Here is a 24483-nt window from a genome sequence, read left to right on the forward strand (position 1 = left end):
TTGTACCGATAAGGGTTCCAAAAATAAACGAAAAGCCTTTTCCTATAGAAGGAAAAGGCTTTTATCGTCAGGCGTATGAATGCAGTCCGGCAATAATCAAGTTGACTGCCACCAAGTTGAACATGATGATGACAAAACCGATTACCGCGAGCCAAGCAGACTTTTCGCCTGCCCAGCCTCTGCCAAGCCGCAAGTGCAAATACGCTGCGTAGAACAAGAATGTAACGAGCGCCCAAACTTCTTTCGGGTCCCAGCCCCAGAAGCGCGACCAGGCGATTTGCGCCCAGATCATGGCGAAGATCAATGCCCCGAGTGAAAAGATTGGGAAGCCGATGATGATCGAACGGTAATTGATCTCATCCATCAGCTGCAGATTGACGTTTTTCGTGAACGGCTGCAGCATTTCGGAAATTCGTTTACGGAAGATGAGACGGATCAATGCGTACAGCACCGTCCCGACCATGACGGACCAAAACACGGTCGTCAGTTTTCCGGCGTGGACGATCGGCGGCATTTCCACCAGCGGCGTAAATGCCCCGTCTGTCATTGACTCAAATTCGTTCATCCCGAAAATTGCCGGCATATTGTAAGTGATTTCCGACGGCTGGCCGTCTTTATTGACATAAGCGAAATCCGCTTCATAATTCGTCAAGGTGAAGAATGTGCTGGTCACGACAAAGCCAAGAACCAAGACGAGCGAATACATGATGGCTTCAAGCCAAAAGCGCTGCTTGGACTTTTTCTTTTGGTCGACGACTTTGAGCAAATAAATCAACCCGGCCGCTGCACTGATCGCAAGAATTCCTTCCGCAATGACGACCGTGATGACGTGAATCGCCAGCCAGTTCGTTTGAAGGGCCGGAATCAACGGGCTCACTTCACTTGGGAACATGCTTGCATAAGCGATGATCAATAAAGCGATCGGCAAGACGATCATCCCGAGCACAGCGGTTTTGTACAACGCGTAGATAATGATGAATCCGCCGACAAGCGTCATGCCAAATGCGGTCGTGAATTCGAACATATTACTGATCGGTGCGTGTCCTGTGACCATCCACCGTGTAATAAAATACCCTAATTGCGCAAGGAAGCCGATGACCGTAATAGTGATGGCAACTTTGCCCCAACGCTGTTCAGATCTGTAAGTGCCTTCTTTATTGCCTTTTACAGCGCCCCCGAATACGAATGTTGCAATCAGGTAGGCGATAAAGGCTACGTATAATAAATTGGAACTGATGTCGACTAATGTCATGTCAATTGTTCACCTTCCCTTTTCTCCTGTGCTTCCATGTCTTCCTGTTGGTCGCGATATGCCGGAAGAGAAGCGTGTTCAGTCACCTGGTCCAGATCCTTTTTCAGACCGAACCAGTTTTTATTCGTATGGCCCGCAAGCAAAATGCTGCCATCCGCTTGCTGCTGGATCCAGAAACGGCGGTGATTGAAGTACATCCCTTGCGCCACGCCGATCATGAAGATCAAACCGCCGAGCCCAAGAATTGGCAAGGTGCGGTCTTTGCGCACAGTCAAGCCGGATGCATCTCGCGTCTCGACTCCCTGGAAGGCCAGTTTATAGTCGTTATCGCCTAATGGCTCAACCGTGTTCTGGATGGTGATGAAACTTGTTTCACCGTCCGGCGTATCGGGAGTCGTCATTTTCACGAGGAATCCCGGGTTTTTCGGCAGCGGTGTCGCTGTTTGCGGTTCACCGTTTTCAAAACCGGAGAAGTCAGGATAATAGCCGAGCAGCTCCACAACAGAGCCGTCTTCGAGCTCATAATTGGTTTCCGGATTCACCAAATCGATGGTCAAATCCCCGCGGCTTTCGCCTGTTTCTTTGTTCTCAAGCGCGAAGCTCATCGTTTTCAGCTCATCCTGTTGGAAATCCATCTGATACAAGGCGTAGCCATCGAATTTGAACGGTTGGTTGACGCGGATGGCGTGTTCTTCCACCATTTCCATATCGGCTGTATCGCCAGGCAATGCGCCTTCCGGAATTTTGTAGAGAACGACATCCGTTTGGTAATTTTTCGCTACCGTTCCGACGCGGTCGATCGCTTCACCGAATTTCTCTTCTTCACCTTCACCTGTATAAGTCTCCAAAGTGAAGCCTTTGCTTTCTAGGACGTAACCTGGCGCATCCGGGATCGCACGCGTTTCGCCTTCACGGATCCACAGCGTTTCGTCTACATAGAAACCGGGCATCATGCGCAGCATGACCCCGAACAGGAAGATGATCAATCCGATGTGGTTAACATAAGGGCCCCACCGCGAAAAACGGCCTTTTTCAGCAAGCAAGCCATTTTTATCGGTCGACACCTTATATTTCAAATCGGTCAATTTCTCTTCGGCTTTTTTCAGCGTATCCGCTTCACCTGGCCCTTCCGCCAAGATGCGCTGTTTGCGCATAAAGCTGGAATGGCGCAACACGCGCTGGTTTTTCAAGGATCTATAGAGCGGTACAAAACGGTCGAGGCTCGCAATGATCAGCGAGATCGCGAGCATGCCCACCAGCCCGATAAACCAGAAGGAATTGTACATATCATGAAAGCCAAGCGCATGGTAAACGGTCCCGACACTTCCATAGATATCGGTGTAATAAGCTTCGATATCTGCATCTGTCGCAGCCGGGACGTATTGTTTCTGCGGCAGGATCGTGCCGAGGGCGGCTGCAACCAGTAAAACGATGATGATTCCGACGCCTACTTTAACGCTGGAAAAGAAATTCCAAATTTTGTCGATGATCGACTTATTATACGTCTGTGAACGCCTTGCCGTTCCTTCATAGCGCATATCCGCCAATTGCTTGTTTTGTTCTTGTTCATTGAGCGGCCGGCCGCACGATTCACAGAGAACCGTACCTGGCGGGTTTTCATGGCCGCATTTGCAAATCAATTTGTCCATCCCAAAAATCTCCTTATTCAGGTTTGATTTCTTCCATAAAACCTGCGATATCCTGCTCTGTCATTTCACCGGTTACGATGCGCTGGATTTCGCCTTGCGGATTCACCAGCATGGTCGTTGGAAGCGGGCGGATATTATATGCAGTCATGACGCTTTTATCGCGGTCGATGACAATCGGGAAATTGAGTCCGTATTGACGGGCGAACGTCTCTACTTCAAAATTCGATTGCGCAATGTTCACCGCAAGGATCTGGACGCCTTGATCTTCATATACTTCGTACTGGTTGGCCATCGCAGGCATTTCCTTGATGCACGGTTCACACCATGTGCCCCAGAAGTTCAGGAACACGCCCTGCCCTTTATAATCGGACAGCTTATGGGTTTCACCGTCGAGATCCGTCAGCGTAAAATCCGGTGCCGGATCTCCCACTTTCAGCACTTCCACTTCGTCAGCCGTCACACTATTGTAGATCGTATAACCAATGGCCGCGACCAATAGCAGCAAAATAACGGAGCGCATGATCGTCCGGTTTTTCTTTTTGTTTCTTTTTTTCTCCGTACTCATAAAGATCCTCCTTCGAAGGATTGGATGCACATCAATTATAGCAAAGATTTAATGGGCGCCTGCCCACAGTTTTGAAGGGTTTGTGAACGTTAGCGGCGTTTGCCGGTATCCGCAAGCACGCGCAATTGCTTCACTTCGTGGGGGCTGAGCTCTCGCGATTCCCCAGCGTTCAAGCTATGCAATGTCAAAAAGGCGAATTGCTCGCGGCTTAGCTTCTGCACCGGGAAGCCGATCGCTTCGAACATGCGGCGGACTTGGCGGTTGCGTCCTTCGTGGATTGTAATCTGGACAATCGCTTTTGCCGCTTTCGTGTCGGCTGACAATAATTTCACTTTTGCCGGCGCGGTCATGCCGTCTTCCAATTTGATGCCGCGTTCGAGTTTCTGGAGATCTTCCTTGTTTGGAATGCCTTTTAAGCGCGCGACATAGGTCTTGTCGATCTCGAATTTCGGATGTGTCAGGCTATTGGCGAATTCACCATCGTTCGTCAAAAGCAATAATCCTGAAGTATCGTAATCGAGGCGTCCGACAGGATAAATGCGTTCTTCGACATTCGGGAAGAAATCCGTCACGACTTTGCGATTCTTGTCATCAGACACTGCTGAAATGACGCCGCGCGGCTTGTATAGCAAAAAGTATACTTTGCGTTCTTTTTCCATTTGAACGCCTTCCACTTCGATTTTATCGGATGGTGTCACTTTGACACCCAATTCCTTGACCGTTTTCCCGTTGACTTTCACTTTGCCATCCAAAATCATTTGTTCTGCTTTGCGCCTAGATGCAATTCCTGCATGCGCCATTACTTTCTGTAATCTTTCCATTTCCTGTTCACCCCATCTAATTAAATACCGGCTGCATAGGTGGCCGATTCACGTTCTTCGCGGTCTTTCTAACCGGAATTATGGCATAATTCCGGTCAAAGAGAAAGCGCATCGCTCAAAAGAAAAGAAGACTGTTAATGCGTCCCAGTCTTCCCAGTAAGCTCCTATGCATTTACTTCTTCTTTGAATGCTTCTTGAAATTTCGTCATGAAGAGATCGGTGTCTTCTTCCGGTTCCTGTGCCATCTCTTCAGGCAGCGGAGGCAATTCCTCCAAGTTCTTCAAACCGAAATAATTGAGGAATTCGCCGGTCGTGCCATACAAAATGGCACGGCCCGTCCCTTCAGCGCGCCCGCATTCCTGGATCAAGCCCTTGGCTGCGAGAGTCGCCAGTGCTTTTTCGCTCTTCACGCCGCGCAAATCCTCCAGCTCGACTCTGGTGATCGGCTGTTTGTACGCCACGATCGCAAGCACTTCAAGCGAAGCCTGCGACAGTGATTGGGGAGTCGGGTTCTCAACCAGCTTCTGGATGGTTTCCGCCATTTCCGGCTTGGTCACCAATTGATAAACGCCCGCCAGTTCTTTCAGCGTCACCCCGAAACCTTCTCCGTCATAGCGGCTCTTCAGCTCCGTGAGCGCCTGCTCCACTTGTTCTGCATCGGCTTCCGTCAAAAACTGCAATTGGCTGAAACTCAAGCCATCGTCTCCTGTGACAAAAAGCAATGCTTCAATTTGGGCCAAAAGGTTCTTCTTCATCTTGCCACGTTTCCTTTCTTAGTTCCACCGACAATTCGGTGAAATTCTTTTGCTGTTCGACCGCAATCACTTGCCGCTTCATCAATTCAAGCAAGGACAAAAACGAAACGACGAGCACCGCCTGGTCATCAGAGGGGAAAAGTTCGGAAAAATTAGCCCGCCCTTTGAATGATTTCAGCCGTTCGACCATTGAGCCCATCTGTTCTTTAATGGATACTTCCTGGCGTGCGACACGTGTCGAAAGCGGCGCCCTCAATTGCTTTCGGCGCAGCATCTTCTGGAATGCCCCAAGCATATCATAGGCATTGGCATCATAATCCATGGCGTCGGGCTGCTGCTGGAGTTCCGATAAATCAGCAGGCGCTTTCGAATAAAGCACTGCCCGTTCATTTTCCAGCTTCTTCAGTTCGCCGGCCGCTTCTTTGTATTTCTTGTATTCGATCAGCCGCGACACCAATTCGTCGCGGGGGTCTTCTTCATCAAATTCATAATCGACTTCATCGATTTCCCCTTCATGCACCGGCAGCAGCGTCTTGCTCTTAATCGCCAGCAAAGTCGCCGCCATCACCAAGTATTCGCTCGCTTCATTGAGTTCGAGCACTTGCATTGCGCGGATATGCTCCATATACTGTGTAGTGATTTGAGAAACGGGTATATCGTAAATATCGATTTCCAAACGATGAATTAAATGCAATAATAAATCAAGCGGGCCTTCAAAGGCGTCCACTTTCACTTCATAAGACATGTGACTACCACCTGACTGTTCATATTCCTACTATACTTGATTATAAAAGAAAGGAGATTGAAATGCATCCGCTTAACCATCCCTTATTCCTTCAGTACATCATCCACTTCAATGATGAAAAAGATTATTTCGAATGCCATGAAGTCGGGGAAGAGTATTGGAAACAAATCGCCCCGAAAGACAAGACGCATCCATTGACTGGGTGGATCCAATTGGCGGTCGGCATGTACCATTGGCGCCGCAGCAATTATCCCGGCGCGCTCCGTTCGCTCATACGGGCAAAACCGAAACTCGCTGAAGCAAGCATTTGGACCGAAGGCTTCGACCAGCAGCAACTGACGATGCTTCTTACTGAATCGATACAAGGAGTCACTGACCGCGAGCCATTCGAGCACCGCGACCTGCCGCTTTTGCCAGGCGAGCTGGTTCAAGCGATCGAAGAACGGAAGCAGCAATACTTAGCCCCTGCGCATGATGAATATTATTTGATGCACAAGCACCGATTGCGTGACCGGACGGAAATCATTGCGCTCCGGCAACAGAAAAAAAGGCGGAACCTTTAAGAATTAAAGGCCGCCTTTTTTTACTGGGCATTTATTCAGGAAAGCTTCGGTTTCGTCTGTAGCCCGCATTTCCCGGTGCTGCATCATGTCTTGAATCTTATCGATCATCTGATGGCCGATCCCGTCGCCCCGATGGGATGGATTCACCGACACATGATGGATGGTGTAATGATCATCTGCGACTTCCACACCTAACAACCCGACAAAATCGTCCTCTTTTTTCCATAGGAACAATTGCCATTCTGGGTTTTCTTCATAGATGTGCATCGTCTGCTGCAGCTTTTTCAGTTCGCGCTCTTTGGGCATGAAAGATAACAACCCCATGGCGATTTTTTCAAATGATTTTTTGTATCTGTATAACATAATTGATCCCTCATTTTCATCTTAAAAGCAGCTTTACCCATACTACTATAAACTCCCCAATAACTCAAGTTTACGCAGGATCAGCCGCCTGTGACATTGTCTGCAAAGAACAGCCAGTAGGCGATGCCCCAGGCGAATGCCATCAACAGGACGAATAGGAACAGCATGATGTTCTGCTTTCTCAACGCTTAGCCCCCTCTTGCATATAACCCTCTTCATTCTTGATCAAATCTTCAAAACTTTCCCGATGGATGACGAGCTGATGCTTGCCGCCTTCCGCAAAAACGACTGCCGGCCGTGTGATCCGGTTGTAATTGCTTGCCATGGAATAGCCATATGCGCCGGTGCAGAAAACAGCCAGAATGTCACCAGCTGAAACTTCCGGCAACTGTGCTTCTTCGATGAGCTTATCGCCGGATTCACAGCACTTCCCTGCGATTGTATAAACTTGCCCTGCCTCTTCCTGAGCGCGGTTGGCGAGCAGGGAACTGTATTTCGCACCGTACAGAGCAGGGCGGATATTGTCGGACATTCCGCCGTCGACCGCTGCATAGCGACGAGTGTCGGGCACATCTTTTGTCGATCCTATCGTATAGAGCGTCGTGCCAGCATCACCGATCAATGAACGGCCCGGCTCGATCCAAATCTCCGGCACCGGGAACCCGGCCCCTTCGGACGCGGTTTTGACCGTGCGGATCATATCTTTCACATACACGGCTGGCTCAAGCGGAGCATCTTCTTCCGTATAGCGGATGCCGAATCCGCCGCCTAGATTCAACACGCTGCATGTGTAGGAATGGTCTTGTTTCCATCCTGCCATTTTCAACAGCAATTTTTCAGAAGCCATCTGGAACGCCGCGGTTTCGAAAATCTGTGACCCGATATGGCAGTGGAGGCCAATCAACTCGAGATGTCCGTGAGCATAGGTTTCCTCAAAAGCACGGTCTGCCTGGCCATTGTTCAAATCAAAGCCGAATTTCGAGTCTTCCTGTCCGGTCGTGATGTAGTCATGGGTATGGGCTTCAATCCCTGGCGTGACGCGCAGCAAGATGTTCATCTTCTGCTGGCGCCGCTCCGCTGTTTTTTTCAGCAGCTCGATTTCATGGAAATTATCGACGACGATGCAGCCGATTTCCTCATCAAAAGCCATGTCGATTTCGGCTTGGCTCTTATTATTGCCATGGAAATGGATTTTCTCTTTCGGGAATCCGCTTTGGATCGCCGTGTAGAGCTCCCCGCCGGACACGACATCGAGCGACAGCCCTTCTTGTGCTGCGACTTGATAGATGGCGATGCCGGAGAACGCTTTGCTGGCATAAGCGACTTGATAACCGACTTGTTCGTTTTGGAAGGTTTTTTGGAACGCTTGAGCGCGTTCGCGGAATAGCGCGATGTCATAGACGAAAAGCGGTGTTCCGTATTGTCCTGCAAGGTCTATTGTGTCTACTCCCCCAATCGTCAAATGGCCTTTTTCGTTAATTGATTGTGTCCCGTATAGATGCATGTCGACTCCTCCTGAATGGGCTATGTATAGTAAAAATCTTGCTGAGCCTAGACCCAGCAAGATTCGTTTAATCGGTGATCAAAGCAGAGACGAGTTGAATCGCTTCAACTGGCTCGTTTGAATACTCGATACTATTGTATAACATTTCCTGGCATTCCGCGAGGTCCTGTGTATTGGAATAAATCGTCGCCAAAGCTTCGCCTTTTTTGACGAAATCGCCGACCTTCTTGTGCAGCACCAAACCGACCGATAGATCGATGACCGAATCCTTCGTCGCACGGCCTGCGCCGAGCACCATGGCCGCTGTTCCGATTTCATCCGCTTCCATAAAGGAAATATAGCCATCCTGCTTAGCCGGCAGTTCAGTAACGAATTTCGCTTGCGGCAATAGGCTGAGATCATCCACTACAGCCGGATTGCCTCCCTGGTCTTCGATCAATTGGCGGAATGCTTCGAGTGCTGAGCCGTCTTTGATGACGCCTTCTAGCATGGTACGCGCCTCTTCTAACGTTTCTGCCTTGCCGCCGACGACGACCATTTGGCTGCCGAGCACGAGGCATAGTTCCGTCAGATCTTCTGGGCCTTTGCCTTGTAGCGTTTCAATCGCTTCTTTCACTTCCAGCGCATTGCCGATCGCAAATCCGAGCGGCTGGCTCATATCTGAAATGATGGCCATCGTTTTGCGCCCTGTCGCATTGCCGATGCCGACCATGGCGTGCGCTAGTTTTTTGGCATCTTCTTCGGTTTTCATGAATGCGCCCTCGCCTGTTTTCACGTCAAGGACGATGGCATCGGCGCCGGCTGCGATTTTCTTGCTCATGATCGAACTTGCGATCAGCGGAATGCTGTTGACGGTCGCCGTTACATCGCGCAAGGAATACATTTTCTTATCGGCAGGCGTCAAATTGCCGCTTTGCCCGATCACCGCCAATTTGTGTTCGTTCACTTGGCGGATAAAATCATTCGTTGACAGCTCAACGTGGAAACCGTCGATCGCTTCAAGTTTATCGATTGTTCCTCCGGTATGTCCAAGCCCGCGTCCGCTCATTTTCGCAACTGGCACGCCGCACGCTGCGACAAGCGGCCCGAGGACTAGCGTCGTCGTATCGCCGACGCCTCCTGTTGAATGCTTATCCACTTTAATGCCTTCAATGGCTGACAAATCGATTTGGTCTCCAGATTCTGCCATCGCCATTGTCAAATCTGCCCGTTCACGTTCACTCATATCCTGAAAAAACACAGCCATCAAGAATGAACTCATTTGGTAATCGGCAATTTCGCCATTCGTATAGCCGGAGACGATAAAACGGATTTCTTCTGTGGACAGCTCATGGCCATCCCGTTTCTTTTCGATCAAGTCCACCATTCTCATTGGTCATTACCGCCTTTTCAGTTTAGTTTCGTTAGGAAGCTTGTGCCGAATTTCGGCAATTCGCAAGCGAAATTCTCGGCAATGGTCGCACCGATATCCGCAAATGTCGATCCTGTTCCAAGGTCAGACCCGCCGTTGAAACGAGGAGAGAATGCGAGAAGCGGAACATATTCGCGCGTATGGTCGGTTCCCGGGAAAGTCGGGTCGTTTCCATGGTCTGCTGTAATGAGCAGCAAATCGTCTTCTCTTAAGCCTTCCAGCACTTCCGGCAGGCGCACATCGAATGCTTCGAGCGCTTTTGCGTAACCTTCCGGGTCTCTGCGATGCCCGAAGAGCGCATCAAAATCTACGAGGTTCAAAAAGCTCAAGCCGTTGAAATCCTTGCCGACCACTTGAACGAGCTTATCCATGCCGTCTGTGTTATCCGTTGTTCTCAAAGCTTCTGTCACGCCCGCGCCATTATAGATATCGTTGATTTTCCCGATGGCGATAACATCTTTTCCAGCATCTTGCAGTTCATTCATGACAGTGCGGTCAAAAGGCGTCAACGCATAATCATGGCGGTTGGATGTGCGTTTAAATGCCCCCGGTTCACCAAGGAATGGGCGAGCGATGACACGCCCGACCAAAAATTCCGGGTCCAATGTCAATTCACGGGCTGTTTCACAAATCCGGTACAGCTCATCCAATGGAATTACTTCTTCGTGTGCTGCAATCTGCAGAACCGGGTCAGCAGACGTATAGACAATCAAGGCGCCCGTTTCCATGTGTTCTTGGCCGAGTTCGTCAAGGATTTCAGTGCCGCTTGCCGGTTTATTGCCGATAACTTTGCGGCCCGTCGCCTGTTCAAGCTTGTCGATCAGTTCTTGTGGAAACCCTTCTGGATAGACTTTAAACGGCGTATCAATGTTGAGCCCCATGATTTCCCAGTGGCCTGTCATCGTATCTTTTCCGACTGAAGCCTCCTCGAGACGCCCGAAATGGGCAGCTGGTTCATTTTGTGCTTCCAGTCCTTTAACGGGAACGATATTGGCTAGTCCCAGCTTCTCCATATTCGGCATCGAGAGTCCGCCGACAGATTGCGCGATGTGGCCGAGCGTATCGGCTCCCTTGTCCCCAAAAGCTTCAGCATCCGGCGCTTCGCCGATGCCGACCGAATCCAGTACGATTAAATGTATGCGAGTAAACGGTTTCATTGTCATGTGATTTCCTCCTTATTTGCCCTTTTATTCTATCATATGATTGGTCCATGTCGGAAGTCAGACCTCTGTTAGGCACGCGGATGAAATTGCGAGTACACGTCTTTCAAACGCGTCTTGCTGACATGGGTATAGATTTGGGTCGTTGAAATATCTGCGTGCCCAAGCATTTCCTGAACGGCCCGCAGATCTGCCCCATTTTCGATTAAATGAGTAGCGAATGAGTGGCGCAATGTATGCGGCGTCAACTCTTTTTGGATGCCCGCTTTCTGGGCGTGCTGCTTGAGCAATTTCCAGAACCCTTGGCGCGTCAAGCGTTTCCCTCTTTGGTTAATGAACAAAGCATCGGTTTTCTCAGACGGATTTCGCAACACAAGACGCCCCGATTCGATGTATTGGCGGTTCGCCTCAAGCGCAGCCCTGCCAAGCGGGATGATCCGTTCCTTGCCGCCTTTTCCTGTGCAGCGCACGAACCCCATCGTCAAATGGACATCTTCCATATCCAAGTTGATGCATTCACTGACACGCATGCCGCTCGCATAAAGCAATTCCAGCATGGCCCGGTCGCGCAGCCCGCTGGCTTTTGACGTATCCGGTGAATTCAATAAGGCATCGATTTCTTCTATAGATAAGATGTTCGGCAGCTTCTTGTCCATCTGAGGCATTTCCAAGTGAACGGTCGGATCTGAATCACTCCGCTTCTCCCGTATCAAGAATTGGTGAAAACTGCGGATCGAAGAAATATGCCTCGCCACTGTACGCGATGTTTTCGCCATTTCCTGCAAATGGCGCAGGTGATTCAAAATATGGACCCGCTCAATTTTCCCGAGCCGTTCCAATTGTTCGACTTCACTCATATATTGTATGTAGCCTTTTAAGTCGCGTTCATATGAAGTCAGCGTATTATCAGCCAGTTGCCTCTCCACGCGGAGAAAGTGCAAATAATCATCCAGTGCATCTTTCGCGTCGTTCATCGGGATTCCTCCTTTTGCGCTGTTTTAATTGAAGATGAAAAAAGACGGCCTTCGACAGGCCGTCTTTTATGCGTCTTTTTCCGGCTTATTGGGCCCCGAATCATGGCAGCGCCAGCAAATGCCATGAAAAGTCAAACGGTGGTCTTTGATCTGGAAGTTCCAGCGCTTTTCCACGACTGCTTCGACATCTTCAAGCAAATCTTCCTGTATTTCATCTACTGCCCCACACTCTAAGCAGACCAGGTGATGGTGGAAGTGTGCTGCGCCTTCCTGACGCAAATCATAACGGGAAACGCCATCCCCAAAATTTATTTTATCGACAATTTTCAATTCGGTCAGAAGTTCCAATGTACGGTATACCGTAGCTAAGCCGATTTCCGGTGCGATGTCCTTGACCAAAAGATAGACATCCTCAGCACTTAGATGGTCTTCTTCATGATCCAATAAAATTCGTACCGTTGCTTCACGCTGTGGCGTCAGCTTATAACTCGCAGCGTGTAATTGCTTTTTTATACGATCTATCCTTGTTTCCATGCGACGCCCTCCCTCAAACTGTATTCATTATATCAAAAGGGCGTTCTCGATTACAACAATCGATGCCGTTTATTATTTAGAATCATTCTTAACTGGTAATTGGATTAATTCTTATCTGATAAGTAGTTTTTAACCCATTGCACAGCGTAAGCGGTTTTCGCGTCAAAAATCCGTTCGTTCTCAATCAAACCTTGCGCTTCCTCTACCGTCACTTCGAGCAATTCCACGAATTCGTCCTCATCCGTCACTGCGCCATTCTCTGCACGGTGCAAGCCGCTCGCAAAGAAAACGTGCACCACTTCATCGGCAAATCCGGGAGACGTCGAGAAGCTGATCACTTTTTCGAGCTTATCCGCTGAATAGCCTGTCTCTTCTTCCAGTTCACGCATCGCCGTGTGCTCCGGTGCCTCCCCGGGTTCCAGTTTTCCGGCCGGAATTTCGACGAGTGAACGTTCAAGGGCTTTACGGTATTGTTCAACCATGATGATTTTCTTGTCACCCGTCAATGCGATGACCGCTACCGCTCCCGGGTGTTCGATCAATTCGCGCTTCGACTGTTTGCCATTTGGCAGTGTCACATCATCGACTTTCAAATTAATGACCTTGCCCTCATATAAACGTTCACTATGAATTGTTTTTTCTTCAAATTTCTTCATACTGGCCCTCATTTCATTTGTAGTTTCAATACCGCAAAGTATACCATAGAGGAAACAAATTTTTACAATGAGGTGAAATGATGAAATACAATACACTGGGAACTAGCGGGCTTGAAGTCAGTGAAATTGCACTCGGCTGCATGTCATTGCCGGAAGACCCGAAACAGGCAGGAGCCATTATCGACGAAGCGATAGACAATGGCGTCACTTATTTTGACACAGCTGATTTTTACGGCAAAGGAAAAAATGAGGAAATCGTCGGCGATGCACTTGGCAACCGGCGCAAAGACATCATCCTCGCCAGCAAAGTAGGGAATGAATGGTCGGAAGACTCGGATGAAGTGAAATGGAATCCGACGAAAGCTTATATCAAAGAACAAATCCACAACTCGCTGCGCCGCCTAAAAACGGATTACTTGGATTTGTATCAGCTTCACGGCGGAATGATTTCCGATAACTCAGAGGAAACGATCGAAGCGTTCGAGGAATTGAAAAAAGAAGGCTTGATCCGCGCTTACGGGATCTCGTCCATCCGGCCGAATGTCATCCGGCGCTTTTTGAACAATAGTGAGATTGCTTCCATCATGATGCAGTACAGCCTTCTTGACCGGCGCCCTGAAGAATTCCTTCCGGAGATCGGTCAAACCGGCCGTTCTGTCGTTGCACGCGGCAGTTTGGCAAAAGGCTTGCTGACGGCTGAAGGATTGAACCGCGCTGAGAAGATGATCGACTATCTGCAGTATGGGCCAGATCAGCTGACGGCTACGTTGAAAAAGCTTTCCGCCATCCACGACAATATCCATGCACTCGCCCTGCATTCGGTGCTGTCAGACAGCACCGTAGCTGCAGCAGTAACCGGCGCAAGCAGCCCTGGGCAATTACGTGAAACGCTGCGAGCTTATCAACAGACTGTCACTGCACAACAGATTGAAGAAGCCAAGAAAGCGACGCGGCTGGACCGCTACGAACAACATCGCGATTGACCTGTTGCTTTAGAATAGCGTCCCGCCTGCTGCGGGGCGCTTTTTCATTTCGTGCGCGCCTCTTCAAAAATCCGTATAATCCCATTAAGGACGTTTGTACCTTTTTTCAAAGGCAAGTCTTATACATGTAAATTACGCAGTTATGTGATTTTAAGCTAACCCCATCTATGTCGCGGGTTTGCTTATTTTTATCGGGTGTTTTTTCGAGAAAAACAGAGTTTGTACCTAGAAGATTTTATTTATCGAAAAGGACTTTTGCAGGTTTGAAAGAATACCCAGAAGTGAATATACTGATTACGACTGAAATTTTCAAACCTTAATTTCAAGAAATCGGGGGCGTGCAAAATGATGAATTTTTATTTGACCCAATCCAAAAAATCTTATCAGTCAGCAGACGGAGATGCCATTTCGATGCATTCATACCTCGTTGTTGAATCTGTGACTAGATCCCTTGGACAGGAGTTTAAAAATCATAAGCTGGCATGGGAAGCAGAAGACCGCTGGCTGCTTGCAGACGCCCCGGAGAAAATCATCCATATGCCTGAAGGCTATCAGCGTTTTGAACTCTCAGAGCCGGTGTTTGCCTCCTTGCGCTTGCTGGCCGAAACCCAGCCAAAAGAGCTTCATACCTTGACGCCTTTTTCCAGAAAGCGCACTTCCGAAACATTCATCGAGCAGCAGCAAGCTGAAGCGCGGAGGGAATTTCATTTCAACGACGTCGCCAAGAGCTTAAAGCAGATGTTCAAAGACATCATGACGGTCTAGAAGCTCTGCATATAAAAAAGACGGAGAACAGAATCTGTTCTCCGTCTTTTTGTGTTTAATTCGCTTTAAATTTGTTCCGGGTCTTCTTTGGCAGCTTCATCTACAGGCTGTTCATTTACCTGGTCATCAAGTTGGTCATTGGCTGGTTGGCTGACCGGTTCGATAGTTCGTGTATTTCTCGATGTGTAGGTCTTCAGCATGTCAGCAATATCAATGCCCGTCATTTCCTTCAATGGTTCTTGCATGTCGACCATCGTGCGTGTCACGCTTCTGCCGAATGACGGAACGCCTTGGCCGTTACCGGAATCAATGATTTTTACGGAATCGATATTGTTAAGCGGCTGCGCTACTTTTTCAGCGAATACCGGCAGCATATCGATCAGTTTCTCCGCAATGATGACATCGCCATGTTCTTCCATGGCTTCCGCGAGCAATTTGCGGGATTCCGCTTCTGCTTTACCGCGTTCACGGATGACTTCGGCTTCGGCAGCACCTTCATCGCGTTTGATCTTCGCTTTCGCTTCCCCGTCGATCACTGAACGTCTTGCTTCCGCTTCTGCCGTACGTGTCGTTTCGTAGTAGCTGGCATCCGCTTTTGTTTTGCGGACTTTGCTTTCTTCTTCTTCAAGGCGGACCGCACGTTCGCGTTCCATGAACTGCATATTCAATTCTTCTTCCTGGATTTCCATTGCGAGTTTCGCTTTTTCAAGCTCATATGATTGTTCAGACTTGGCGCGTGCGCGTTCGGTTTCTTCCTTGAAGGCCGCATCTTTCAAGTCTTTCTGTTTGCGCGACTCGGCAATGGCGATTTGGCGCATATATTCTTCTTCTTTCGCTTCTTGGTCGGTCTGGGCACGGTGGATGCGTGTTTCCCGCTCCGTGTTCGCTTCTGCGATTTCCGCTTGCTTGCGGACTTCAGCGATGCGCGGGCGCCCGAGGTTCTCGAGATAGCCATTGTCTTCATCGGCGTCGCGAAGGTCCGTCAATCCGAGTGAAGTGATTTTAAAGCCCATTAAATCAAGTTGCTTTTGCGCGATTTCCTGGACATCGGTATTGAATTTCTCCCGGTCGCTATTGATGTCTTCAACGGTCATCTTCGACAAGATGGCACGCAAATTACTGCCAAGGACCTCGATAATCTCGCGTTCGATTTCATCTTGCTTTTTCCCAAGGAATTGCTCGGCGTAATTAGCGATGCCATTCAAGGTATCTGCGACTTTGACCATCGCGACAGCATCTGCTACGATCGGCACGCCGGCATTCGTGTAGACACGCGGCGTCGACAGTTTCAACTGGAACGACGTCAAATTGACCGGTGTCGAAGTCTGGAAGCGGCGCAGCAAATACCCGCCGCCGCGGATGATCTTCATGGATCGCCCTTCATCGTCCGTAAAGATGTTCGTGTCTTTTTTCGGATCCCCGAGTTTCGGCCCTGTAATGATCAAGGCTTCATTCGATTTGGCGGTGCGGTAGCGTATTTTCATCCAAAAGAAATAGCCGACGCCGGCAACTGCCGCCAAAATAAGAATCACAATTAAAATTGAAATAATTCCGATTGACTCCATCTTATCCCATCCTTTTCAATAAGCTGATTTTCTCCTGCACTATTCTATACGGTCGAATCAGTAAGATGTTTCAAAAAAAGGGAAAGAATAGCCATTCTTTTTGCAAACTAGTCCGCCATCACTTTAATCAATGAAAAAGTGACGGATAACACCATCAACACAAACACAAAATATCCGAAATGAATCCACGGTTTCGTATGCGGCTGGATGAGCCTGGGTTTCCTTTGTTCCGGCTCTTTCTCCAGCGCCGGGTTTGGCGGCATCTCTTCATCCCTCATCTTCTAATCCTCCTGTAATCATGTTTTTCCCTATTTAAGCTTCAATGCTTCGTTGAATAGTCTTGATAGTAACGTGCACTTCTTTCATTATATCAATTGACGGTAAATGGAATATAAAAATATTTTGGAAATTATTTACTAAATTCAATTAAACAAGCCGATGAACAGCTTTCTTTGGTAAAATAAAAACAATAGCTGCATTGTACAAGGTGGGTATTCTCTCAGAAATGGGGTGGGCAGGCCATGAAACTTATCGACGATCTGGCTGGCGCGATTTATGATGTCTTGAGCTGGCTTTTATGGGGTTTTTCATATTTTTCTGCAGGGATTATTATTGTAGGCATCCCGTTATATTTAATCACTTATCTATTCAAATGGTTAGCCTGAACGAAGAACCCCCTGCCACATTTGTGACAGGGGGTTTCACCGTTAATATTTAGTTCCTGAATCTCCATGCCGCTCAAGTAATTCGGCAAACGACAGGTTCTTCTCGCGTTCTTTGCGTTCAAACTGGCGCTGCGCTTCTTTTTCTTCTTCAAGCTTCTGCTGATCTTTCACTAATTCTTTTTTTGTGGCTTTGAGCTTCAATAGCTGCTCTTCTGAAAAAAGGCCGTTATCGTTGAGTTTATCTTTCGCCATACTATTCTCTCCTTATGGGCGTTTTACGATCGTTGCAACGCCTTGTCCGCCGCCGATGCAAAGTGTCGCAAGGCCTGTCTTGGCGTCGCGCTTTTTCATCTCGTGCAGAAGCGTCACGAAAATCCGTGTACCGCTCGCGCCGATCGGATGGCCAATTGCGATGGCTCCTCCGTTGACGTTCAATTTTTCGTGATCAAACTTCAATTCACGGTCAACTGCAATTGATTGCGCCGCAAACGCTTCGTTCGCTTCAATCAAATCGATGTCGCCAAGCGTCATTCCCGCTTTTTTCAAAGCATTTTTCACCGCTTGCACGGGTCCGATGCCCATGACAGCAGGATCGACGCCTGCGTTGCCGTTCGCAGAAATGACCGCAAGAGGCGTGATGCCAAGCTCGTCGGCTTTTTCTTTTGTCATGACGATCACTGCCGCTGCGCCGTCGTTGATGCCGGAGGCGTTCCCCGCTGTGACACTTCCTTCTTTTTTGAAAGCCGGGCGAAGTTTCGCCAGTTTTTCTTCAGTGGAAGAAGCTTTCACATACTCATCCGTTTTGAAGACGACGGGCTCGCCTTTGCGCTGAGGAATTTCGACAGGCACGATTTCTTCGTCAAACCTTCCGCCTTCGATGGCCGCTGATGCCCGGGCTTGTGAACGGGCCGCAAAACGATCCTGTTCTTCGCGTGAAATCTCATAGCGGTCACACAGGTTCTCGGCTGTTACACCCATGTGGTAATCATTGAATGCGCACGTCAAGCCGTCATGGACCATGCTGTCGACCACTTTCTGGTCTCCCATGCGGTAGCCCTCTCTTGCGCCTTCTAATAGATACGGGGCACGGCTCATATTCTCCATGCCGCCTGCCACGATGATATCGGCATCGCCCGCAAAAATCGCCTGGTACGCCAAATGGATCGATTTCAAGCCGGATCCGCATACTTTATTGATGGTCATCGCCGGCACCGTCTCCGGAAGCCCGGCTTTGATGGAAGCCTGGCGCGCCGGATTTTGCCCGAGCCCAGCCTGCAGGACATTGCCCATGATGACTTCCGATACTTGGTCGCCCGCTACCCCTGCGCGCGATAGAGCTTCCTTGATGACGATGGCCCCGAGGTCTGTCGCCGGCACATCTTTCAGCGCCCCCTGGAACGAACCGACCGCGGTTCTGACAGCGCTTGCAATTACGATTTCTTGTGACATTTCTTTTATCCCCCTTGTCTGCTTCTTGCTCTTTTATCCCCCCTATCGCTACAATAAAGCTGAGGGGGGATAGTATGTTTAGTTTACCAAAAACAGCTACGATTATCGAGGTTGGGCCGCGCGATGGCCTGCAAAATGAAGCCAGGACCGTCAACACCGAAGACAAACTGGATTTTATCAAGGCCTTGCAAGAAGCAGGATTAAAGGAAATGGAGCTGACTTCGTTTGTGTCGCCTAAATGGGTGCCGCAAATGGCCGATGCACGGGATATCGTTGCCGGTGCAAAAAAGACCGGCCGCCAAATGGTGCTGACGCCGAATGAACGCGGCATCACATCTGCCTTGGAGGCAGGTGCTGATTCGATCGCCGTATTTGTCGGGGTTTCCAATTCATTCAATGAAAAAAACATCAACAAGACGACAGCCCAGTCCATGGAAACGTTGAAGCCATTGATCGAAAAGGCCAAACAAGACGGCATCTTCGTCCGCGCCTGTATTTCAACAGCGTTCTACTGCCCGTTTGAAGGAGCAGTCGATCCACAACGAACGATCGATTTATGCCAGCAATTTGTCGATTGGGGAGTCGATGAATTGAGCGTCGCCGATACGATCGGCCTGGCGAATCCGCAAGAAAGCCATGAGTTGTTCAGCCGATTGAAAGAGCAATTTCCGGATGTACTGATTGCAGCGCACTTCCACGACACGAGACGTATGGCGCTCGCCAATGCCTATGCAGCACTTGTTGCCGGAGTCGACCGGTTTGACGCTTCTGCCGGCGGGCTCGGCGGCTGCCCATTTGCACCGGGGGCTACCGGCAATGTCGCGACCGAAGATTTGGTCCATATGTTCCACCGCATGGGCGTCGACACCGGGGTCGATCTCGAGAAACTTTACGAAGCGATCTCGCTCATTGAACCGCATGTATCGAACCCGCTGCAAACAGGCATGTATACGTTGTACAAAAACAGAAAATGAGGTGTGTGCGCCGTGAAAAAACGACTCTTGATGACAACAGCCATCGTCTCGAGCACATTGACTGCTTCTTTTGCCGCATTGGGTTTTGCCGCAAGCAACCGTCTCATGTATGTAAAGAATAAAGACGCATCCTTGATTTTGGAACGGGAAACGAACGCCAAACGCTATGATGAAGCTTGGTATGCCAACGCCAAGAAAAGCGAACAATGGATCGAATCCGCTAACGGCTATCCGATCAAAGCGATTTTCCTGGAGCCGCACACCACAAACCGATACGTCATCATTTGCCATGGCGTCACCGAAAGCAAAGTGAACTCGTTTAAATATGCGCGCATGTTCGAACGCCTCGGATTCAACTCTGTCGTCTATGACCACCGCCGGCACGGCGAGTCCGGCGGCAAGACGACGAGCTTCGGGCATTATGAGAAGCTGGATTTGCAAGCAGTTGTAAAGGCCTTACAACTCCATGTTGGGCCATCTTTGTTCTTTGGCATCCACGGCGAATCGATGGGCGCCGCGACGACGCTATTGTATGCCGGAATGGAGGACTCGGCGGATTTTTACATCTCCGACTGTGCCTATTCCGATATCAGCGAACAGATTCTGCACGTCATGCGCACGACGACGCCGATGCGCACTTCTTTGGCGCTTCGCCTTGCCAACGTATTCCTGAAACTGCGCGACGGCTATTCCATCACCACCGTATCGCCCCGGGAAGTCGTTAAAAAGATTGCAAAGCCTGTGCTGTTCATCCATAGCCTGCCTGATGAGTTCGTCTTGCCGAAAATGACGAAAGAATTATTCGAATTGAAACAAGGCGCCAAACAGCTGAAATTGTTTGATGAAGGCGAGCATGCCCAGTCTTTCAATAAAAATCCGGACGAATACGAAGGGACGGTTGCAGAGTTCTTGACGGCCTATGATTTATTAATGCCTAAACCTGCTGCCGGCATTTCACAGATTTCCAGCTAACCGAAGCACAAAAAAGACCCACCGTTCAGAAGCGAACGGTGGGTCTTCTTGTATTCATCACCTATGGGCGAATAATTGCATAAGCGTTTATTTTTTGCCCGGTTTTGTCGAGGCTTTGTTCATTTGAGCCATCATTTGGTTGATTTTCTTTTGAGATGGTTTTTGTCCCATTTGCATCATCATAATCCGCAGCATCTCTTCGTTGATTGGTGGGTTATCCTGCAAATATTTCATCATGTATCGGCGAGCGATAAAGAATCCAAGTGCAACACCTGCGAGTAAAGCCACAATAACGATAACAATCCAGATCCATGTATCCATACAAATTACCTCCTTCGTGTTGCCAATTAAATCATGCACCAAAAAGGATTATACTATAAATTTCAGGACGTGACTATATGAACGGCATTAAAATTGCGGAGAAACAAAGACTGCCTCCCATCATACACTGAGCAGCCGCTGCACGGTCACTCGCGGGACGAATCCAAGGGTACATATCCCGCTGCTTCAACCAAGCGCTGCCCTTGACCGGAAGTGAACCATTGTGCCAATTCCAAGGCTTCCGGGCTGCTGTGCTGCGTGGTGGCGATATAAAACTCCGAAGTTAGGGGATATTCATCATTTCGAATGGCGCCAACTGACGGAATAACGCCATCGATAGCCAAGTATCGAATCACTTTATTGCCGGCCATTTCCTCCCCGTAGAAACGGAATGTAAAGCCGAGCGCATTTTTGTGGTTTTTATATTCTGCCACCTGATTGATGATGCCGCCCATGCCTTCTTCTATGTTTTCACGTGGAGCCTCCATCACCGGCACGTCTCCCATGAACTGAATCAGCGCTGTTTGGCTGCCGCTATCTTCGGGACGCTGGAAAGCCCTGATCTCTTCAGCCTCTCCACCAACTGAAGACCAATCGGTGATTTCGCCGCTATAGATCATGCGCAGATCTTCAGAACTTAATGACTCGACCGGGTTGTCTGCATGGACGAAAAAGACGAAAGCCTCTTTCCCGATCGGCGTCAGTGTCAGCTCGAGCCCCTTGGCATCTGCTGTTTTCAACTGCCCCTGTGATGGCGCAGCGGCAAAAATTGCATCCACCTCTCCTTCAAACAAATTGGAATACGCAAAAGGCGTTGTATTGACCATCACTTCGCTGTCGGATGGTTCATACCAATCTTCCGGGTAGAGCATTTCTGCAGCGGCTGCATATATGGGGTAAAGTGCAGTCGCCCCGTCGAGCCTTGGCAAATCCCCTTCAAACTGGAGTTCGGGTTCCTCGTCCAATACATTCAGCTTGGAGTCTTCTTGAAACGGCATATATGAATAGATGTCCACTTCAGCCGAAACGCTAGGGATGGAATCTAAATAAGCTTGGTAAAGCGGCCAAACCGCAAGCGTGATGGCAAGAACAACGAACACTACTCCTGTCTGTTTCCATCTCTTCGCGTCGCCAATTCGCTTGGATAGCAAAAAAATGAAAAACAAAAACAGGAGGACAAAGAAAAACAGCGGTAGCCACGCCCTTTCTCCTGAGAGTAATAACATGATGCCACCAAAAAAGCCGACAATGCTTATAGCGATGAAAATAGCAAAAACTGGTATTAAACTCCATAGTTTCTTCATAATTCCACCTCTTAAACCGATTATAACCGGGCAGGGCTATAAAATGATCGAACTGAAAAAAATTCACAAGAAAAAGCCGCCAGAATTATTTTCTGACGACCATTCCTTATATTAAGACTTTAATTTCACTTTCAAGAACCGAGAACTAAACCGGAATTCACCCGTTGATCAATTGCTTCACTTTGGATGCAACGTTTTCAGGCGTGAAACCGAATTCTTCCATGATTTTCTCACCAGGAGCACTTGCACCGAAGTGATCGATCGCGAGGACATCGCCTTCAAATCCAGTGTAGCGATCCCAACCGAATGATGAGCCCATTTCGATGGCGAGGCGTTTTGTGATGTTTTTCGGCAAGACGGATTCTTTGTACTCTTTATCCTGCTGTTCGAAACGATCCCATGATGGCATCGACACAACAGACACCGAGATGCCTTGTTCTTTTAATTGCTTCTGTGCATCGATTGCTAGGCTGACTTCAGATCCAGTCGCTAGAAGCAATGCTTGTGCATCTTCAGCTGGAGACACGACGTAAGCGCCTTTTTCGACTCCTGCTTCCGCTTTTTCGCCAGTTGTTTCGAGGACTGGCAAGTTTTGGCGGGACAATACGAGCAAGGTCGGCTTGTCTTTAGACGTGAGCGCCAAACGCCATGCCGCTTTTGTTTCGTTCGCATCGGCTGGGCGGATGATGCCCAAGTTTGGCATTGCGCGAAGTGAAGCAAGCTGTTCGATCGGTTCGTGTGTCGGGCCATCTTCTCCGACCGCTACGCTATCATGCGTAAACACGTAAGTGACTGGAAGTCCCATCAAAGCGCCTAGGCGGATCGCTGGGCGGACGTAGTCACTGAACACGAAGAATGTACCGCCGAAGACATGCAAGCCACCGTGAAGCGCCATTCCGTTAAGTGCAGCGCCCATCGCGAATTCGCGAACGCCGAACCAGATATTGCGGGCTTCTGGATGCTCAGCATCGAAGTCGCCGCCGTCTTTGATATTGGTTTTGTTCGAACCAGCAAGGTCAGCGCTGCCGCCGAAGAACGAAGGAACCGTCTTAGCGATGGCATTGACCATATCACCGGATGATGCACGCGTTGCTTGCTTTTTACCGACTTCGTATTGCGGGAACTGCGAGTCGAAATCAGCCGGCAAGTCACCACGGATCGCTGCTTGCAGCTGGGAAGCAAGTTCAGGATGCTGCTCTTCGTACTGCTTGTACAGTTCATTCCAAGCCGACTCCGCTGTAGCGCCAAGTGATTCTGTCGCTTCTTTGAAGGTTTCGTAAACTTCTTCAGGAACATGGAAATCTTGATCGAACGTCCATTTATAGTATTCTTTCGTCAATTTCATTTCATCTTCGCCAAGTGGAGCACCGTGCGAATCCGCTTTACCGGATTTGTTCGGGGAACCATAGCCGATGACTGTCTTGACTTCCACCAATGTCGGTTTGTCAGTAGATTTTTTCGCTTCAGCGATTTTTGCAGACAAATCGTCCATGTCGTTGCCGTCATCTACACGGAGATAGTTCCAGCCGTAAGACTCGAAACGCTTCTGGATGTTCTCTGAGAAGCTCATCGACAAATCGCCGTCGAGTGAAATGTCGTTGCTGTCATACAAAACGACTAATTTATCCAGTTTGAGGTGCCCTGCAAGCGAAATTGCTTCTCCGGCTACGCCTTCCATCAAATCACCATCTCCACAAAGAGCGAACGTGTGGTGGTCAATGATGTCGAGACCCTCTTTATTATATGTAGCTGCCAAATGGCGTTCTGCCATTGCCATGCCGACTGCCATGCCGATCCCTTGGCCAAGCGGTCCAGTTGTCGCTTCGACACCGACAGTGTGCTTGTATTCAGGATGTCCTGGCGTTTTGGAATCCCATTGGCGGAAGTTTTTGATTTCCTCCATCGGCAATCCGTATCCGCTTAAATGAAGCAGGCTGTAAAGAAGCATGGAGCCGTGTCCTGCTGACAGCACGAAACGGTCGCGGTTGAACCAGTCTGGGTTGTTCGGGTTGTGGTTCATATGTTTTGTCCAGAGTGTATACGCCATTGGAGCGGCGCCCATTGGAAGTCCCGGGTGTCCGGAATTGGCTTTTTCGATAGCATCGATAGAAAGTGTACGAATGGTATTCACTGCAAGTTGATCTGCATGGTTTGACATAGTGACATCCTCTCTGAAACTAAATTTAATCCTATTCTAGTTTAGTCAACAATAGGACAGAATACAATGAAAAAGAGAATAAGTATTAATTCAAATACTTATTCTCCCGTTTATTTTTAATTTTGTCTGGCGTTACGTCTTTTCCTTCCGGATCGATGACGGTAACATTTTCTATCGTTCCACGCATTGACTTGCGGAAACTTTGCAAGTATTCCTGGCGCAATGCTGATTGTTCTTTTGCTTCTTCTTGCGACAGCCCGTCACGCTTGGACTTTTTCGATAGTTCATTGATACGTCCGATCTTATCTGGAGATAGCATGTAAAGTCCCCCTTTCCACTGCTCCATCGTACAAAAAAAGGCGGGACAGTGCAAGG

At 49.0% G+C, this 24483-nt stretch carries 28 protein-coding genes; 7 read left to right on the forward strand and 21 right to left on the reverse strand.

Annotated elements, in window-relative coordinates; all coding sequences use genetic code 11:
* Positions 1-67: 67 nt before the first annotated feature.
* The 6 genes from ccsB to M1Q06_RS09760 form a co-directional block, all read right to left on the reverse strand.
* Positions 68-1252, reverse strand: a complete 1185-nt coding sequence (gene ccsB, locus M1Q06_RS09735) for a c-type cytochrome biogenesis protein CcsB (RefSeq protein WP_434399480.1) — start codon at positions 1250-1252, stop codon at positions 68-70.
* Entirely contained in the window at positions 1249-2901 is a 1653-nt protein-coding gene (locus M1Q06_RS09740; RefSeq protein ID WP_101805092.1) for a cytochrome c biogenesis protein ResB, read from the reverse strand. Before M1Q06_RS09740 ends, ccsB begins: the two co-directional genes overlap by 4 nt.
* Before the next feature lie 13 nt (positions 2902-2914).
* A complete protein-coding gene (gene resA, locus M1Q06_RS09745; RefSeq protein WP_101190472.1) occupies positions 2915-3466 on the reverse strand; it encodes a thiol-disulfide oxidoreductase ResA in 552 nt (183 codons plus the stop codon).
* A gap of 89 nt (positions 3467-3555) precedes the next feature.
* Positions 3556-4287: a pseudouridine synthase gene (locus M1Q06_RS09750; RefSeq protein ID WP_101190473.1), complete on the reverse strand. Its 732-nt coding sequence runs from the start codon at positions 4285-4287 to the stop codon at positions 3556-3558.
* 164 nt (positions 4288-4451) lie between these two features.
* Positions 4452-5042 carry an SMC-Scp complex subunit ScpB gene (gene scpB / locus M1Q06_RS09755; protein WP_101190474.1) on the reverse strand — a complete coding sequence of 197 codons (591 nt, stop codon included), beginning with the start codon at positions 5040-5042 and terminating at the stop codon, positions 4452-4454.
* Positions 5014-5787, reverse strand: a complete 774-nt coding sequence (locus M1Q06_RS09760) for a segregation/condensation protein A (RefSeq protein WP_101190475.1) — start codon at positions 5785-5787, stop codon at positions 5014-5016. Before M1Q06_RS09760 ends, scpB begins: the two co-directional genes overlap by 29 nt.
* A gap of 62 nt (positions 5788-5849) precedes the next feature.
* Here M1Q06_RS09760 and M1Q06_RS09765 point away from each other — a divergent pair, with 62 nt between their 5' ends.
* Positions 5850-6350 (forward strand): DUF309 domain-containing protein, encoded by a 501-nt coding sequence (locus M1Q06_RS09765; protein ID WP_101805093.1) that lies wholly within the window; start codon positions 5850-5852, stop codon positions 6348-6350.
* Positions 6351-6353: 3 nt separating this feature from the next.
* Here the strand turns inward: M1Q06_RS09765 and M1Q06_RS09770 are convergent, their stop codons facing one another.
* The 7 genes from M1Q06_RS09770 to M1Q06_RS09800 all read right to left on the reverse strand — a co-directional run bounded on the left by M1Q06_RS09770 (position 6354) and on the right by M1Q06_RS09800 (position 12952).
* Positions 6354-6713, reverse strand: coding sequence for a GNAT family N-acetyltransferase (locus tag M1Q06_RS09770; protein ID WP_058380529.1), 360 nt, complete (start codon positions 6711-6713; stop codon positions 6354-6356).
* 181 nt (positions 6714-6894) lie between these two features.
* Positions 6895-8217, reverse strand: coding sequence for a diaminopimelate decarboxylase (gene lysA / locus M1Q06_RS09775; RefSeq protein ID WP_434399481.1), 1323 nt, complete (start codon positions 8215-8217; stop codon positions 6895-6897).
* 67 nt (positions 8218-8284) lie between these two features.
* Positions 8285-9589, reverse strand: a complete 1305-nt coding sequence (locus M1Q06_RS09780) for a pyrimidine-nucleoside phosphorylase (RefSeq protein ID WP_434399482.1) — start codon at positions 9587-9589, stop codon at positions 8285-8287.
* A gap of 17 nt (positions 9590-9606) precedes the next feature.
* Positions 9607-10791, reverse strand: coding sequence for a phosphopentomutase (gene deoB / locus M1Q06_RS09785; RefSeq protein WP_434399483.1), 1185 nt, complete (start codon positions 10789-10791; stop codon positions 9607-9609).
* Between the two features lie 68 nt (positions 10792-10859).
* The gene (gene xerD, locus M1Q06_RS09790) at positions 10860-11762 is read right to left on the reverse strand and encodes a site-specific tyrosine recombinase XerD (RefSeq protein ID WP_434399484.1); all 903 of its coding nucleotides are present in this window, start codon (positions 11760-11762) and stop codon (positions 10860-10862) included.
* 66 nt (positions 11763-11828) lie between these two features.
* Entirely contained in the window at positions 11829-12296 is a 468-nt protein-coding gene (locus tag M1Q06_RS09795) for a Fur family transcriptional regulator (protein ID WP_121297610.1), read from the reverse strand.
* Positions 12297-12400: 104 nt separating this feature from the next.
* On the reverse strand, positions 12401-12952 hold the full coding sequence (locus tag M1Q06_RS09800; protein WP_434399485.1) for an NUDIX hydrolase: 552 nt from the start codon (positions 12950-12952) through the stop codon (positions 12401-12403).
* Positions 12953-13032: 80 nt separating this feature from the next.
* Between M1Q06_RS09800 and M1Q06_RS09805 the strand changes: the two genes are divergently transcribed.
* Together M1Q06_RS09805 and M1Q06_RS09810 are read left to right on the forward strand one after the other, a co-directional pair.
* A complete protein-coding gene (locus tag M1Q06_RS09805; protein WP_434399486.1) occupies positions 13033-13935 on the forward strand; it encodes an aldo/keto reductase in 903 nt (300 codons plus the stop codon).
* A gap of 345 nt (positions 13936-14280) precedes the next feature.
* Positions 14281-14700, forward strand: coding sequence for a hypothetical protein (locus tag M1Q06_RS09810; RefSeq protein WP_434399487.1), 420 nt, complete (start codon positions 14281-14283; stop codon positions 14698-14700).
* 65 nt (positions 14701-14765) lie between these two features.
* On the opposite strand, the gene M1Q06_RS09815 is transcribed toward M1Q06_RS09810, so the two are convergent.
* Both M1Q06_RS09815 and M1Q06_RS09820 read right to left on the reverse strand, forming a co-directional pair.
* Positions 14766-16265, reverse strand: a complete 1500-nt coding sequence (locus tag M1Q06_RS09815; RefSeq protein WP_121297613.1) for a flotillin family protein — start codon at positions 16263-16265, stop codon at positions 14766-14768.
* Between the two features lie 107 nt (positions 16266-16372).
* The gene (locus M1Q06_RS09820) at positions 16373-16543 is read right to left on the reverse strand and encodes a hypothetical protein (RefSeq protein ID WP_158290775.1); all 171 of its coding nucleotides are present in this window, start codon (positions 16541-16543) and stop codon (positions 16373-16375) included.
* A 243-nt stretch (positions 16544-16786) separates the two neighbouring features.
* On the opposite strand from M1Q06_RS09820, the gene M1Q06_RS09825 reads away from it, so the two are divergent.
* Positions 16787-16930, forward strand: a complete 144-nt coding sequence (locus M1Q06_RS09825) for a hypothetical protein (protein ID WP_167456508.1) — start codon at positions 16787-16789, stop codon at positions 16928-16930.
* Between the two features lie 42 nt (positions 16931-16972).
* Here M1Q06_RS09825 and M1Q06_RS09830 read toward each other — a convergent pair whose 3' ends face one another.
* Both M1Q06_RS09830 and M1Q06_RS09835 read right to left on the reverse strand, forming a co-directional pair.
* Positions 16973-17182 carry a DUF3886 domain-containing protein gene (locus M1Q06_RS09830; protein ID WP_121297614.1) on the reverse strand — a complete coding sequence of 70 codons (210 nt, stop codon included), beginning with the start codon at positions 17180-17182 and terminating at the stop codon, positions 16973-16975.
* A gap of 12 nt (positions 17183-17194) precedes the next feature.
* A complete protein-coding gene (locus M1Q06_RS09835) occupies positions 17195-18379 on the reverse strand; it encodes an acetyl-CoA C-acetyltransferase (RefSeq protein ID WP_121297615.1) in 1185 nt (394 codons plus the stop codon).
* Positions 18380-18453: 74 nt separating this feature from the next.
* Between M1Q06_RS09835 and M1Q06_RS09840 the strand changes: the two genes are divergently transcribed.
* Both M1Q06_RS09840 and M1Q06_RS09845 read left to right on the forward strand, forming a co-directional pair.
* The gene (locus tag M1Q06_RS09840; RefSeq protein ID WP_121297616.1) at positions 18454-19353 is read left to right on the forward strand and encodes a hydroxymethylglutaryl-CoA lyase; all 900 of its coding nucleotides are present in this window, start codon (positions 18454-18456) and stop codon (positions 19351-19353) included.
* A gap of 12 nt (positions 19354-19365) precedes the next feature.
* Entirely contained in the window at positions 19366-20325 is a 960-nt protein-coding gene (locus M1Q06_RS09845; protein WP_121297617.1) for an alpha/beta hydrolase, read from the forward strand.
* A gap of 87 nt (positions 20326-20412) precedes the next feature.
* Here M1Q06_RS09845 and M1Q06_RS09850 read toward each other — a convergent pair whose 3' ends face one another.
* Entirely contained in the window at positions 20413-20646 is a 234-nt protein-coding gene (locus tag M1Q06_RS09850; RefSeq protein ID WP_058380516.1) for a YneF family protein, read from the reverse strand.
* 146 nt (positions 20647-20792) lie between these two features.
* Positions 20793-21746 carry a PstS family phosphate ABC transporter substrate-binding protein gene (locus tag M1Q06_RS09855; RefSeq protein ID WP_434399488.1) on the reverse strand — a complete coding sequence of 318 codons (954 nt, stop codon included), beginning with the start codon at positions 21744-21746 and terminating at the stop codon, positions 20793-20795.
* Positions 21747-21801: 55 nt separating this feature from the next.
* On the opposite strand from M1Q06_RS09855, the gene M1Q06_RS09860 reads away from it, so the two are divergent.
* The gene (locus tag M1Q06_RS09860) at positions 21802-22065 is read left to right on the forward strand and encodes a hypothetical protein (protein WP_434399489.1); all 264 of its coding nucleotides are present in this window, start codon (positions 21802-21804) and stop codon (positions 22063-22065) included.
* Between the two features lie 42 nt (positions 22066-22107).
* Here the strand turns inward: M1Q06_RS09860 and tkt are convergent, their stop codons facing one another.
* Positions 22108-24108 (reverse strand): transketolase, encoded by a 2001-nt coding sequence (tkt, locus tag M1Q06_RS09865; protein WP_434399490.1) that lies wholly within the window; start codon positions 24106-24108, stop codon positions 22108-22110.
* Between the two features lie 85 nt (positions 24109-24193).
* Positions 24194-24427 carry a DUF896 domain-containing protein gene (locus M1Q06_RS09870; RefSeq protein WP_058380513.1) on the reverse strand — a complete coding sequence of 78 codons (234 nt, stop codon included), beginning with the start codon at positions 24425-24427 and terminating at the stop codon, positions 24194-24196.
* Positions 24428-24483: the final 56 nt, after the last annotated feature.

It is taken from the genome of Planococcus sp. 11815 (genome assembly GCF_051096385.1).
Lineage (GTDB): Bacteria > Bacillota > Bacilli > Bacillales_A > Planococcaceae > Planococcus > Planococcus citreus.